Annotated in this window: 9 protein-coding genes; 4 read left to right on the top strand and 5 right to left on the bottom strand. The window is 41.3% G+C overall.

The genetic code is table 11. The annotated features are described in order from the left end of the window. The first annotated feature begins 91 nt into the window (after positions 1-91). Complete coding sequence (locus tag H5185_RS08325; RefSeq protein ID WP_182741810.1) at positions 92-2,095, top strand: ATP-dependent DNA helicase RecQ; 2,004 nt, start codon at positions 92-94, stop codon at positions 2,093-2,095. After that, complete coding sequence (locus H5185_RS08330; RefSeq protein ID WP_124014948.1) at positions 2,092-2,367, top strand: hypothetical protein; 276 nt, start codon at positions 2,092-2,094, stop codon at positions 2,365-2,367. Before H5185_RS08325 ends, H5185_RS08330 begins: the two co-directional genes overlap by 4 nt. A 200-nt stretch (positions 2,368-2,567) precedes the next feature. Here the strand turns inward: H5185_RS08330 and eco are convergent, their stop codons facing one another. Further along, the gene (eco, locus tag H5185_RS08335; protein ID WP_182741811.1) at positions 2,568-3,134 is read right to left on the bottom strand and encodes a serine protease inhibitor ecotin; all 567 of its coding nucleotides are present in this window, start codon (positions 3,132-3,134) and stop codon (positions 2,568-2,570) included. Positions 3,135-3,356: 222 nt separating this feature from the next. Here eco and H5185_RS08340 point away from each other — a divergent pair, with 222 nt between their 5' ends. Beyond that, positions 3,357-4,379: a GGDEF domain-containing protein gene (locus H5185_RS08340; RefSeq protein ID WP_182741812.1), complete on the top strand. Its 1,023-nt coding sequence runs from the start codon at positions 3,357-3,359 to the stop codon at positions 4,377-4,379. Positions 4,380-4,518: 139 nt separating this feature from the next. On the opposite strand, the gene H5185_RS08345 is transcribed toward H5185_RS08340, so the two are convergent. From H5185_RS08345 to H5185_RS08355, 3 genes are all read right to left on the bottom strand, one after another. After that, complete coding sequence (locus H5185_RS08345) at positions 4,519-7,227, bottom strand: acetate--CoA ligase family protein (protein ID WP_182741813.1); 2,709 nt, start codon at positions 7,225-7,227, stop codon at positions 4,519-4,521. Positions 7,228-7,532: 305 nt separating this feature from the next. After that, positions 7,533-10,718, bottom strand: coding sequence for an efflux RND transporter permease subunit (locus tag H5185_RS08350; protein ID WP_182697418.1), 3,186 nt, complete (start codon positions 10,716-10,718; stop codon positions 7,533-7,535). Between the two features lie 5 nt (positions 10,719-10,723). Beyond that, on the bottom strand, positions 10,724-11,911 hold the full coding sequence (locus tag H5185_RS08355; RefSeq protein ID WP_182697417.1) for an efflux RND transporter periplasmic adaptor subunit: 1,188 nt from the start codon (positions 11,909-11,911) through the stop codon (positions 10,724-10,726). A 148-nt stretch (positions 11,912-12,059) separates the two neighbouring features. On the opposite strand from H5185_RS08355, the gene H5185_RS08360 reads away from it, so the two are divergent. Beyond that, positions 12,060-12,620: a GNAT family N-acetyltransferase gene (locus H5185_RS08360; protein WP_182741814.1), complete on the top strand. Its 561-nt coding sequence runs from the start codon at positions 12,060-12,062 to the stop codon at positions 12,618-12,620. 76 nt (positions 12,621-12,696) lie between these two features. On the opposite strand, the gene trxB is transcribed toward H5185_RS08360, so the two are convergent. Then, positions 12,697-13,650: a thioredoxin-disulfide reductase gene (gene trxB, locus H5185_RS08365; protein WP_124014941.1), complete on the bottom strand. Its 954-nt coding sequence runs from the start codon at positions 13,648-13,650 to the stop codon at positions 12,697-12,699. Between the last annotated feature and the right edge of the window lie 42 nt (positions 13,651-13,692).

A 13,692-nucleotide genomic window follows, 5' to 3' on the forward strand; every position in this document is an offset into this window, starting at 1 on the left:
GCTTTAGCTTTTCCTCCATGCTACTGATGCTCGATCTCATATCGTTAACAGTTTAATCCTATGTTATTTGGGGTTAATAATAGGATTTATTATGACTCCCTTTATAGATTCAGCCGCCGCTGAAGCCAGCCCAACATCTTCCGAAACTCAGATATTGCACCAACAATTACAACAGCAATTTGGTTTTACTCAGTTTAGAGAAGGCCAACAGGCGGTTATCGAAACCATTTTAGCGGGCCATTCTGCGCTTGCCATATTTGCTACCGGTTCGGGTAAATCCTTGTGTTATCAATTTTGCGCTCAACAGTTACCTAAGCTGACTTTGGTTATTTCACCGTTATTAGCGTTAATGAAAGATCAATTGGCCTTTTTAGCGAGTAAAGGCATAGCTGCAGCGAGTATTGATTCAAGTTTAACTTATGATCAAACTCAGCAAGTGATGCGCGATATTCGTGAGCAACGTACGCGGATTTTGATGGTATCGGTTGAGCGTTTTAAAAATGAATGCTTTAGGCAATTTCTCAAGTCGGTTCCCATTTCTTTGCTGGTGGTTGATGAGGCGCATTGTATTTCGGAATGGGGACATAATTTTCGCCCCGATTATCTGAAAATCCCTCAGTACTGCCAAGAGTTTTCCATACCGCAAAGTTTATTATTAACCGCGACAGCCACTGAACAAGTTAAATTAGATATGGCTAAGCGTTTTGGTTTGTCCGCGCAACACATAGTACAAACCGGGTTTTACCGAGCCAATTTAGATTTGGCAGTTGTTGCAGTGAGTCAGCAACAAAAACTTACTCAGCTTACACGTACCGTAAAAGACTATTCCGGTAGCGGTATTGTTTATGTCACCTTGCAGCAAACTGCTGAAGATGTAGCCCAGCACCTAATCGCTGAGGGTATCAATGCCGCGGCTTATCATGCGGGAATGGATCAAATACGACGTCAACAAATTCAACAGCAATTTATGGATAATCAAATCCAAGTAATTGTGGCAACCATTGCCTTTGGCATGGGCATTGATAAATCCGATATTCGTTTCGTTATCCATTTTGATTTGCCCAAATCGATTGAAAACTACAGTCAGGAAATTGGCCGAGCAGGGCGTGATGGTCAATTATCCCATTGTGTGACACTCGCTAACTTAGACGGCTTAAATACTGTTGAAAATTTCGTTTACGGTGACACTCCTGAACCACAAAGCATTGGCCAGTTATTAGAGACCATTGCCTCAGAAACCGACAATGGTCGCTGGGAAGTACAAGAATATCCTTTATCAAGCGCATGCAATATTCGCTCATTGCCGCTAAAAACTTTATTTGTCCAATTAGAGCTATTGGGCGTGATCCGTCCAAGTTATGCTTATTTTGCAGAATTTAAATACCGCTTTGTTGAAGAGCAGGAAGCCATTCTCAGCCGATTTAACCAACAACGTCAGCAGTTTCTTCGCCAAGTGTTTGCTCATACACAGTTTAAAAAGATTTGGGGACAGTTGGATTTTGATACTTTATATCAACAACATGGCTGTGAACGGCAGCGTGTTGTGGCTGCACTAGATTATTTAGCAGAGCAAAATTTGATTATTCTTGAGACAAAAAAAATCACTCAAGTGTATGATGTACAAGAGCAGGCATTAGCGACACCGCAACAATTGCACCATTTGACTCAGCAACTCGGTCAATATTTTAGTGACAATGAACATAAAGAGATTGTGCGGATTGGTAAGCTAGTCGAATTTTTTGAACTTGATCGTTGTTTAAGTGCGAATTTAGCTCAATATTTTGATGACCACTCAGTGCCACAAAATTGCGGTCACTGCAGCGTTTGTCGTGGGCAAATTGCCATCTTATCCAAACAAGCTGTGGCTCCGTTACCAGACTCGGCCACAGTGACAACATTGCTTGAACCGTTAATCTCAGTGGCTCAAGCAAAATCGTTACCCACTCCAACCATTGCTACGCAAGCTAAATTCCTTGCTGGTATGATAATGCCAATGTTTAGTCGTTTGAAAGTTAAACAATTAGAGGGCTTTGGACGTTTTAGTGCTTATCGATATCAAGATATCCTGGATACTGTTAAGAAGGTAAATTCATGAAACCGGTTCCTAAAATATTGTTAGAGCGACACGGTGAGTTAATACAAAGTGAAGGTGTGACAGTCGTGTCCCATATTCAACGTCAAGTTGGAGACTGGGTGGTACAAACGTTAATGATTAAAGATTGTGATGTGCCATTTAAATACAAGCGACCTCAACGTTTCAAGAGCTTGTTAGATCATAAAGTCAATTTGATTTATTACCCATCGAAAGAGGTCATTGGCGGCTTTGAAATTGAAATAATGCAAGTAGTAAGGGTGCGCCGTTACTAAAACCTATATTAAGCTCAGCTCACCAAGCTTTCGGTGTGCTGAGCGCAATATCAGAGAGCTTGAGAACTTGACCCCCCCAGTATGTTTATCATCTCTATCTGCAGCGTTATTGGCTGCTTGAATGAGATGCTCCCCACAAAGTCAATCAATAGTCGATGATTAAAGACTCAAGAATTACTTAAGTCCTTTATATCTAAAGCTTACTGCCCACTAAACACAAACTCGTTTGCGGTTTTCCATAATCTATAGCGTAATTCTGTTCCTTGCGGCAAATAAAACACCTTTGGTTGACGACTGTCATAGCTGAGTGTCAGGGCTTGATTGAGAACAATAAATTTGGCTTTTTTCGCTTCAGTACACATCATTCTGGTCGTCGGCCCCTGCATGACCTGATCGACTTGATAATAGACATATCCCCAACCAGGTAATGATAGGGTGTTAATATCGCCCATCAGTTGAGTTTTATTACAGTCAACGACTTTATTTTGGCCTATTTGCACTTCAAGCATGTAATCTTGTTCATTTGTCAGAGCAGGCAATGTCAGGATGTGTTGCACCATTCCAGAAGTGGGTGCTGGATACATTTTTGTGGACTCTTGCGCTTGATAGTCACGGGTATCCATCACGCTGCTACTGATGTTTATGCTGTTTAAGTGATTGTTGTCAACTGGGTTGGTCGCACAAGAGCTAAATGATAATGCACTCGCTATGACAACGGTAAGTGTGAGGGATATTTTCTTTGCATAAGCAAATGTTTGCTGGTTCATCTTGTTTCCTTATGGAGTAAATATTGCCAATAATGACTGGCTGGTTGGCTTATCTATTTACATTAAACGTGCTGTAACTGAAAAAGGGTTAAATAAATAAAGTTAATTTTCCCATGTTTAATGGTTAACATAACGAACAATAATTGAGTTTAGTTCATAAGTATGACATAACATACTGATAACCTTTAACACATTGTATTTATCAAAAAGGTATCGTCGTCGATGCATAATACCCAAAATCTTGAGCAAACTGCGTATATTCTGAATTTAGCGTTACCTAAAATGGCGTCTTTAGCTATTCCTGTAACGCCAGAAAATTATGCTATTTGGTTTGAATATTTTGCTGAGACGAACCTTAATTTAAAGCGCTCTATTGATGGCTTAATTGCTAATGGTGTTAAATTCACACCCGAAGTTAATTTAGGCTTATATAATCGCTTTATCGAAGAACGCTCTCCAGAAATCATTGAAAATGTGCAAATTGAAACGCATATTTTGATCAATAGTTTGCTGAGTAAGATAGAGCAGCTTAATGAAGGTACAGAAAAATTCTCAAGTAATCTCAATCAGTACGGTGAAAAACTGCAAACCAACCCTAATGTCGATGATCTTAATCTTATTGTGATGAGTATAGCGGCTGAAGTTGAACAAGTCATTGCCAAAAACCGGCAAATGTCGGCGAGTCTAGAGTCGTTGTCGACAGAGATCCTTCATCTTAAAGATGAAATGGACAACTTAAGTAAAGTCGCCATGATGGATGAACTCACCTCATTAAAAAATCGCCGTTCATATGAGCTGTTTGCTGCAGAGCAGGTGACTAAGTTTGTTGATACTCAAACCGTATGCAGTCTGTTAATGATTGATATAGATGATTTTAAGCAATTTAATGACACCTTTGGTCATTTAATTGGCGATAAAGTGTTGGCCTATGTCGCTTTAGCAATGAAGAATACGGTTAAAGGTGACGATTTAGTCGCTCGGTATGGCGGTGAAGAGTTTGTCGTGATGTTACCTAATGCCAAACTTAATGATGCTGTGAAAGTCGCCGAAAAAATCCGCGAGCGAATTTCATTAAAGCAGCTTTCTATCGGTAAAGAGAAAAAACAAAATCTGGGCCATATTACCGTTTCTATTGGTGTGGCAACCATTAACACTGGCGATGATGTTGATACTTTATTATCGCGAGCAGATGAACAACTCTACAAGGCTAAAGCAGCAGGCAAAAATTGCGTTAAGTTCGGTTAATGCCAAACCGCTTTATTCTCGAATATATTTATTCCCTGATTTATGGCTATACGCTTTTAGCCTAGTACTCAAATGATAATGAATTATTTTAGGTTTGTGTTTCGCTGCCGTTAATCATTACCTTTTGATCATCATAATGTTATTTATCTTCAGCCTTAGTGCGTAAATCCATGTGCATTTTTATCAGATGTTCTTCCATATCAAACGACACAGTAAAACCAAGTGATTTAGCCAAGTTGGCCATGTTACGGTTTTCAAACATGGTGAAGCCCATTAAGAAAGGCGTGTTATTGGTTTTGTAATAGGCAATCAGTTTTTCGAGTAATAACTTCCCTAAACCTATCCCTTGATAGTTACTGCGCACAGCCATTGCAAACTCAGCTTCGGTATTATCTGGGTCTATAGAGGCTCTGACGGCGCCTAAGGTGAGCTCTTCACCGTCTGCAGTCATTGTGGTTGCAATAAACGCCATTTCTCGCGAATAATCAATTTGAGTTAATACCGCCATCTCTTCGTGGGTCATGCGCGATCGCACCCCAAAATAGCGTTTATATCTGTCTTCATCACTTAATGAATTATCAAACTCTAAATGCCTGGGTTCATCTTCTGGCAAAATAGGTCGCAACATTACGTGTAGACCATTTTTTAAGGTGGTGGTTTGTTCTAATTCCTTAGGGTAGGGCAAAATAGCTAATCTGTTAAGATTATCTTGTGGGGTGTCATGCAGACGGATATTGACGTCTAATAAGGTGATTCTTTCGCCCGCAGCCAGCACGGGGTTTATATCGATTTCGGCGATTTCTGGACAATCTATAATCAAGTGTGAAATTTGAGTCAGCATCACACACAAGGCATTCATGTCTAGCCCTAGGGGTAAATGACGATCACGCAATTTATGCGTTTTAAGTGCTTGAATGACCATATAGCGTGCCAACGCCATATTTAATGGTGGCAGTGCCACAGCAGCATCGCGAGTGGGATCCCATTCAGAACCACCTTCACCTAAACAGATCGCAGGGCCAAATACTGGGTCATTAATCACCGATACTCTAATTTCTTGTGCGCCTGCCGTTAAGGCCATTTTTTGAATGATTAATCCGTCTATTTTGGCTGTAGGATTAATTTGATGAACCCGTTCAATAATAGAGTGGGCTGCATGGCTAACTTCTTCGTCTGAGGTTAAATTTAATACCACGCCATGTACATCTGATTTGTAAAGTATGTCGGGTGATTGCACTTTCAGCGCAACCGGATAACCTGCTTGATTCGCGACATTAACCGCTTCATCAACATCTTTTACAAACCAAGTTTCAATTGTGTTTAACCCGTAAGCCCTTAAAATATCAACTGCTTGATGAGTTTCCAGTACCGTTTGACCGTTTTCTAAGCTGTGTTGCAATAATGCCCGTGCTGCCTTGCTGTCAGTGGGAATGTTATCAGGTATTGATTGTGGTACTTCTTGGAGTAGCTTTTGGTTACGTCGAAACTCAACCATGTGCATAAAGGCTCTTACAGCACCTTCTGGAGTTCGATAGGTAGGAAGACCCGCCTTGGTAAAGCGTTTACGACCGAGGTAGGCTGAATCTTCACCGCTCCAATTGGTGAGCATATTAATTCGATGTCGGTTGGGATGTTGGTTAACCGTATCAATAATACTATTGGCAATTTCGACACTTTCACCCAATATAGACGGTGAATGCAGCACTAAAATAGTGTCAGTGTCGTTACTGCTCATAAGTACTTTTAATGTATCAGCGTAGCGTTGACTGTCGGCATCACCAATCATGTCAATAGGATTTTGTTTCGACCAGGTACTGGGTAAAATAGCGTTAAGTTGTGTGACTGTTTTTTCGGATAATTGAGCTAGTTTACCGCCTTTGATAATTAACTCATCCGCAGCCAGTACCGCAGGACCGCCGCCATTGCTCATTATCACTAAACGTTCCCCCTTAAGCGGGGTAGAATGCGCCAGACTTTCAACTGCAGCAAATAATTCAATGAGATCATTTACCCTAAGCATACCTGCACGTCTAAAAGCGGCTTCATAAACGGCATCATTGCCACCAATTCCACCAGTATGCAGCATTGCCGCTTGAATGCCTTCTCGGCTGCGGCCTGATTTGATCACAAAGATAGGTTTGTTTCTTGAGGCCGCGCGGGCGGCAGACAAAAAATGGCGCTTTTCATTAATAGAATCAATGTACAACATAATAGCGCTGGTTTTACTGTCACGGCCTAAGTAATCGAGTAATTCATCAAAATCGATATCGGTGGCATCGCCTAGTGAAATAAACGATGAAAAGCCAATTCCCTTGTTGTTCGCCCAATCAAGAACCGTGGTACAAATTGCAGCAGATTGCGATACAAAAGCAATTTTACCTATGTTAGCTCCTGCATGCGCTAAGCTGGCATTCAATCCCATTGGCGGTAATATCATCCCTAGGCTGTTAGGGCCTAACAAACGCATGCCGTAGCGTTTAGCATATTGCTTGGTAATTTCGAGTAAATTGTTACCTTGCTCGTCGGTTTGCGATGCCATCCCAGAGGCCATAATAATCGCCACTTTGCAGCCAAATTGAGCTAAGCGTTCGACAATACTGGGAACCTTTAGCGCATTGGTGCATATAATGGCTAAATCAGGTTTGATGGGTAAGGCTTCAATGTTCGGGTAAGCTAAGACTCCCATGACTGCGGTATATTTAGGTGTTACCGGCATAATAGGACCCGAAAAACCACCCGAAAGTAGGTTCTTCATCACCGCTTTTCCTGCACGTTTATTGCCGTTAGATGCGCCGATAACCGCCACTGACGTGGGCTTAAATAGCGCATTAATGCTGCGTTGACTCATAGAATTTGACCTTAGCTGGCTGGCAATAAACACTGTGATTATGCTTAGATTAGCATAAACTTTTATCAAATAACGATAAACAATCTATTTTACTTGATGAGATATTTTATGAATAAAACCAATTACTCAGAAAGTTTTTTACAATTAATTGTCACATCTTAAAATTGTATACTGCCTACACTTTAGACTAAAAATCAATGTTGAATGAATAATAGACAAGGCTCAGTAATGCAACAAAGTAAAAGGGCCATTAAGGCCCTTTTTTATGGTTGATACTCATCATTGCAAGTCGAAGTTGTCCGTGACTAGTGTTGCTCGGTAACTGTTGTTGCAGACGAGGATTTAGGTGCATAAATATTGATAAGCTTGCGCATCATGTCTTTACCGTCTTCAATTGCAATGTATAAGCAAGGGATGAGACACAAGGTCACCACAGTTGCGAACAGTACCCCAAAGGCCAATGATACCGCCATTGGGATCACCATTTGAGCTTGCATACTGGTCTCGGCCATAATCGGTACTAAACCAATGAATGTAGTCAATGAGGTTAGCATGATGGCTCTAAAGCGGCGGCAACCTGCATTTAAGACAGCTTCTTTTATTGGTACGCCTGATTTTCGCGAAGTATTGACATAATCGACCATCACTAACGAATCATTCACAACCACACCCGCAGCAGCGATAATACCAAACATAGATAGCACACTTAAATCGATACCCAGGATAATGTGTCCCATTACCGATCCAATGACACCAAACGGGATCACAGACATGATCATAATCGGTTGAATGTATGAGCGTAGTGGAATTGCCAATAAGCTATAAATCAGCAATAACGATAAAATAAAGTCACGCATTTGGGTATCTGCGCTGTCTAATTGCTCTTGAATACTACCTGATACTTCACTGTGTACCCGCGGATACTTAATTAGCAACTCTGGCATAAAGTTATCACGGATATCTTTAGCCAATTTAAAGGGTTCAGTTTGATCGGCATCGACACTGGCCCATACGTTAATCGTACGGTTTCCATTTTCACGGCGGATGCTGTTAACCCCTTGAACCACTTTAATGTCTGCCACTTCGGATAAAGGTAACTCTGTCCCTTGTGGAGTGTTAATCATCACATCTTGTACCAGTGCAATAGAATTGCGCTGTTCTTCTGGATAGCGAAGCATTACTTTAATTTCTTCACCATTTCGAATAATTCGCTGTGCCTCTAAACCGTAAAAACTGTTACCCACTTGCGAGGCAATATTGGCCAGTGTTAGGCCTAATGCATTGGCTAACGGTTTTAATTGGAATTGCACTTCTTTAACACTTGATTGGCGACTATCATTAACGTCACTGACACCCTTGAGTGAATTAAGCTTTTGTTTAAGCTCTAGTGATGCAGCAACTAATTGGCTCTCATCTTTTCCCTCAAGTCTAAAGCTAATGTCGCCGTCTTCACGACCGCCACCCATTAAACTGTCCTGAATGCTAAATGATTTTACCCCAGGAATTTGCGGCATCGCCTTACGCCATAAATCAGCTAGAGCAAATGTATCCATTGGTCTGAGTGACGGATCGACTAGTTTAGTCATTACTTCTGCAGTCGTTTGATCTTTAAGATCAACCTGCATATCAGAAATCATTTTTTGGCCGTATTGTCGCTCTATTTTTTTATCGACATCGTATAGGGTTTGCTCAATTGCCAATGCCGCCGCAAGTGTCGACTTCTCTGAGGCATCTACGTTCATTTCAACTGTGACTCTAGGGAAGTCATGAGGAATTTTTGGTTGACCAATAAAGCGCACCAAACCACCCATATACAGACCAACACAGATCAGGATCAAGCTGATGAACAACATGATCACGGCATAGCGATACTGAACCGCTAATTCAAGCGAAGGGCGATACATAGAAGTAATGAATATATTCAAGCCACGATCAATTTTGCCTTGAATAAAATTGACCCCGTTACGCAACCAATCTAATGGATTTTTTGAACCGGGTTTAACGATTTTAGGTTTTTTCATGTGCGCCAAATGCGCGGGTAAAATCAGCTTTGATTCTATTAATGAAAACAACAAACATAAAATAACGATATAACCAATAGCCTGACCAAATGCTGATGACGGGCCATCGTCCATAGTGATGGGGAGGAAAGCTGCAATAGTCGTCAGTACCCCAAAGGTTGCTGGCATGGCGACTTTTTTGACCCCACGGATAACACTGTCGATGCTTTGGCCGTGTTCTTCAGATTCGCTGTGGGCACTTTCGCCCATCACAATCGCATCGTCGACCACGATCCCCAGCACCAAGATAAACGCAAACAAGCTAATAACGTTGATGGTGACATCAATAAATGCCATTGGCATAAACAGAAGGGTACCTAAGAAGCATACTGGTAGTCCCATCATTACCCAAAATGCTAATCGGACCCTTAAGAATAGCGCTAGCATAATAAATACCAGTACGGCACCACTTTTCATACTGTCGAGCATCAGCTGTAAACGCCCATCTAAGTAGTAAGTCATGTCAACCCAAGGCTCAAGCTTAACTCCTTGGGGTAATATTTTTTGCTGTTTTTCGACAAAATTATTAATAGTTTTCGCTACATCGGTAATGCTCTGATTTTTAGCCGCACCAATAAAGAAGGTAACCGAATTCTTGCCATTAAATTTTGAGTATTGAATACCTTCTTGAAAGCCATCATTGACGGTGGCGATATCACCCAATAAGATCTTAGTGCCATCATCTAATGTTAATAATGGTAGCTGTTCAAACTCATAACCTACATAGGCTTGGTTCTGGACTCGTAAATTAATGTAACCATTTTCTGCTTTAATTTGTCCTGCAGACATATTTCGTGAATAACCACGCACTGCACTAGCAACATCGTCAAAGGTTAAACCATATTCGCGTAAGCGATCTTTGCTGACTTCAATACCGATTTCATATCCAAGACCACTATAGTATTCGCTAATATTGACACCAGGCAGTTGCATTATCTCATCGTTAATTCGCTCGCCTAAATCTTTGAGCTGTATTTGGTCTAAATCGCCATACAGACTTAAATACATCACCTCTTGTCTGAATTTAATTCGTTCAACTTTAGGTGGTTCCATACCGCCTGGAAAGGTTGAAATAGAGCCAATTTCGGCTTTAACTTCTTCAAGTACTACTTGAGGATCATATGATTCCTCAACTTGAAAATACCCTTGAGCCATATTACGGTTTGAATAGGTAATGACCCGTTTTAATCCTTGAACACTCTCTAAAGCTTGTTCAATTTTAATGGTAATGCCTTCTTCCACTTCTTGTGGAGCAGTGCCTGGGTAGACTGCACTGAATTGGATCCAGTTAATTTCAACAGCAGGGAAGAATTGCTTGCGGATAGTATTAGCAGTCAACAGACCGCCGAGTAAAATAATGATCATCAGCAAGTTTGCCGCGACACTATTACGGGCAAACCAAGCGATGATTCCTTTATTCGTATCGTCCATGATGTTTATTTACCTTCCATAGCGATTTCAGTTTTATCGGTTTCTATCGGCTCGTCCTGAAGGATTTTATCTACCGGCAACGCCAGCTTCATGCCTTCTAATGGGTAATCAAGCGCTGATGTGATGACTTCCATTCCAGGATCCAGACCTTCAGAAATAACCACATTGGCGCCTTCTTGGCGAATAATCTTTACGGGTTTATAGCGTAAGGTGTTGTCGCTATCCATTATTGCGACTAAGCCATTTACAATTAAATGACGTGGAATAACGGCGACATTGCCAGCGTTACTACCTTGTATGTTTGCAGTAACATAGGTGCCGAAACGTAATTCATTTTTATCAGTTTTCAGTCCATATGGGTCTTCGATTTCAGCAACCAGATAGGTCATGCGACTTTTACTGTCAACAACTCCTTCACTGCGAACGATTTTCCCTTGCCACTGTTGTTTACTACCGGCGAAGTTACCCATTAATGTCACTTCAGAATGAGTACCTTTTTGATCCAAATATTGCATTTCTTTATCGGCGAGAGGTAAGCGAATTTCAGCCGTATCGGTATTATAAATGTGTCCGATTTTACTTCCTGTGGTGACATATGCACCTAAACCAATTTCACGGCTAGAAATAAGTGCATCATAAGGGGCGCGGATCACAGTCCGTTCTAGATCTCGATGTGATCGGAGTAAATCGGCTTCTGCACTTTTTAGCTTAGCTAATTCTTGAGCGAGTTGTGGTTTACGCAAACTGAGAGCGGTAGGCTTACTATTGGTAATTTCTGCCCATTCACGTAAGGCAACTTCACCATTAGCGCGTTCTTGAACCATGTTAGCTTTTGCTGATGCCACATTAGCCTGAGAATCTAATAAGCCAGCTTCGTAATCACTAGGATCAATCTTAGCTAAAATATCGCCTTTTTTAACAAAGCCACCTTTGACGAATTTATCCGCTAGGTAAATGATTTCACCACTGACTTGTGCAACCAATTCGGTATCGTACTTGGCTGCGACGACACCATATGAACTGACCGAAAAGGTCATGGGTTTGTACTCGATGGCTTCCACTGATACCAGAGGAGTAGTATCAACGACAGGCTTTTCCTCTGGGGGCTTTTTTAACGCAGAAATCCCAACTAAACCAGCTATTCCAATTGCTAATACTATTATCGGTAGTATGATTTGTTTTTTAGTTGCCACGATCTTTCCTTATAAAATAATGCGTTATTTTTGCAGTAGGCCAAGTCAATACTGCCAATAGTCTTTTTTGTCATTTATATGTTAATCGAAATGTTTAATCTTTGGTGTTTCATTGTGTAAACTTGTGTGTCAACCCAAGGAGAAAACAATGCAAGTCGCCAATACATCTAGATTACAATTATCATTAATAACCCTTGATGACAGTGCATTATTATTTGAACTCGACCAGGACGAGCGAGTCATGCATTTTCTCAATGGTGGAATTAAAACCACACAGCAGCAGATTGATACGGTGATGATGCCAAGATTAGCTCAATATTTACATCCTGCTAAAGGTTGGGGGTTATGGAAAGTCCATGCGCTTAATTGTGCTGAAAATGAGCAACACGGCTTAAGCGGTGAGTATTTAGGCTGGGTATTAGTCAGACCGATGCACTTTTTTACCCAAGCACAGCCACATAACTTGGAATTAGGTTGGCGGTTTAAACATATCAGTTGGGGTAAAGGCTATGCTACCGAAGCAGCGAAAGCGGTAATGGAGGCTGTGAGTGCCTCAGCTGAAGTAACCCATGTCAGTGCTATTGCAGTAGAAGACAATCTAGCTTCAATTGCAATAATGAAAAAACTCGGTATGACTTTTCAGCATAAGAGTATTCACCGCGATCCATTAGGTGATACCGAAGCGGTGTTCTACCAAAAAATGGTGTAATACTCATTTGATTCATTTTGATAACAGCTATAAAAAAGAGCAGCCTGAGCTGCTCTTTTTGATTAAATGCAATCAATTACTTTTTCGCGTCTAGGTAACGCTCAGCATCAAGTGCAGCCATACAACCCGTTCCGGCAGAAGTGATGGCTTGACGATAATGTTGATCCATTACGTCACCACACGCATAAACACCTTCGATGCTAGTTTGTGTTGCATTGCCTTGTAAGCCACTGTTAACTTTTAAGTAACCGTGATTCATTTCTAGCTGATCAGCAAAAATGCCAGTATTTGGGCTGTGGCCGATCGCAACAAATACACCAGCGACTTCTAGGTCGGTAACTGAACCATCTTTAGTGCTCTTTTTCTTAAGACCTGTCACACCCATGTCATTACCCGTCACTTCTTCAAGTGTTTGGTCTAGGTGTAAAATGATATTACCGTTAGCGACTTTATCCATTAAGCGGTTAATCAAAATCTTTTCTGAACGGAAACTATCACGACGGTGAATTAAGTGAACTTCAGACGCGATGTTGCTTAAATAAAGGGCTTCTTCAACAGCAGTGTTACCGCCACCGATAACCGCAACTTTTTGGTTACGGTAGAAGAAACCATCACATGTTGCGCAGGCAGAAACACCACGGCCCATGAACGCTTCTTCAGACGGAAGGCCTAAATATTTAGCCGATGCACCTGTCGCAATAATTAGTGCATCACAAGTAAACTCGCCGTTGTCACCTTTTAAGCGGAAAGGGCGCTCAGTTAGGGTCACTTCATTGATATGATCGAAAATAATTTCAGTATCAAACTTTTCAGCGTGCTTTTGCATGCGTTCCATTAATGCTGGACCAGTTAAGTCTTCCGCATCGCCTGGCCAGTTTTCTACTTCAGTAGTGGTCGTTAATTGGCCACCTTGTTGCATACCTGTGATCATCACAGGATTTAAATTTGCACGTGCAGCATAAACTGCAGCGGTATAGCCGGCAGGGCCAGAACCTAAAATTAGTAGGTTAACGTGACGAGCTTCACTCATGATTTTGATCTCCGATAACATGCCTTAAGCAATTTGCATGGG

It is taken from the genome of Shewanella sp. SG44-6 (genome assembly GCF_014164185.1).
GTDB lineage: Bacteria > Pseudomonadota > Gammaproteobacteria > Enterobacterales > Shewanellaceae > Shewanella > Shewanella vesiculosa.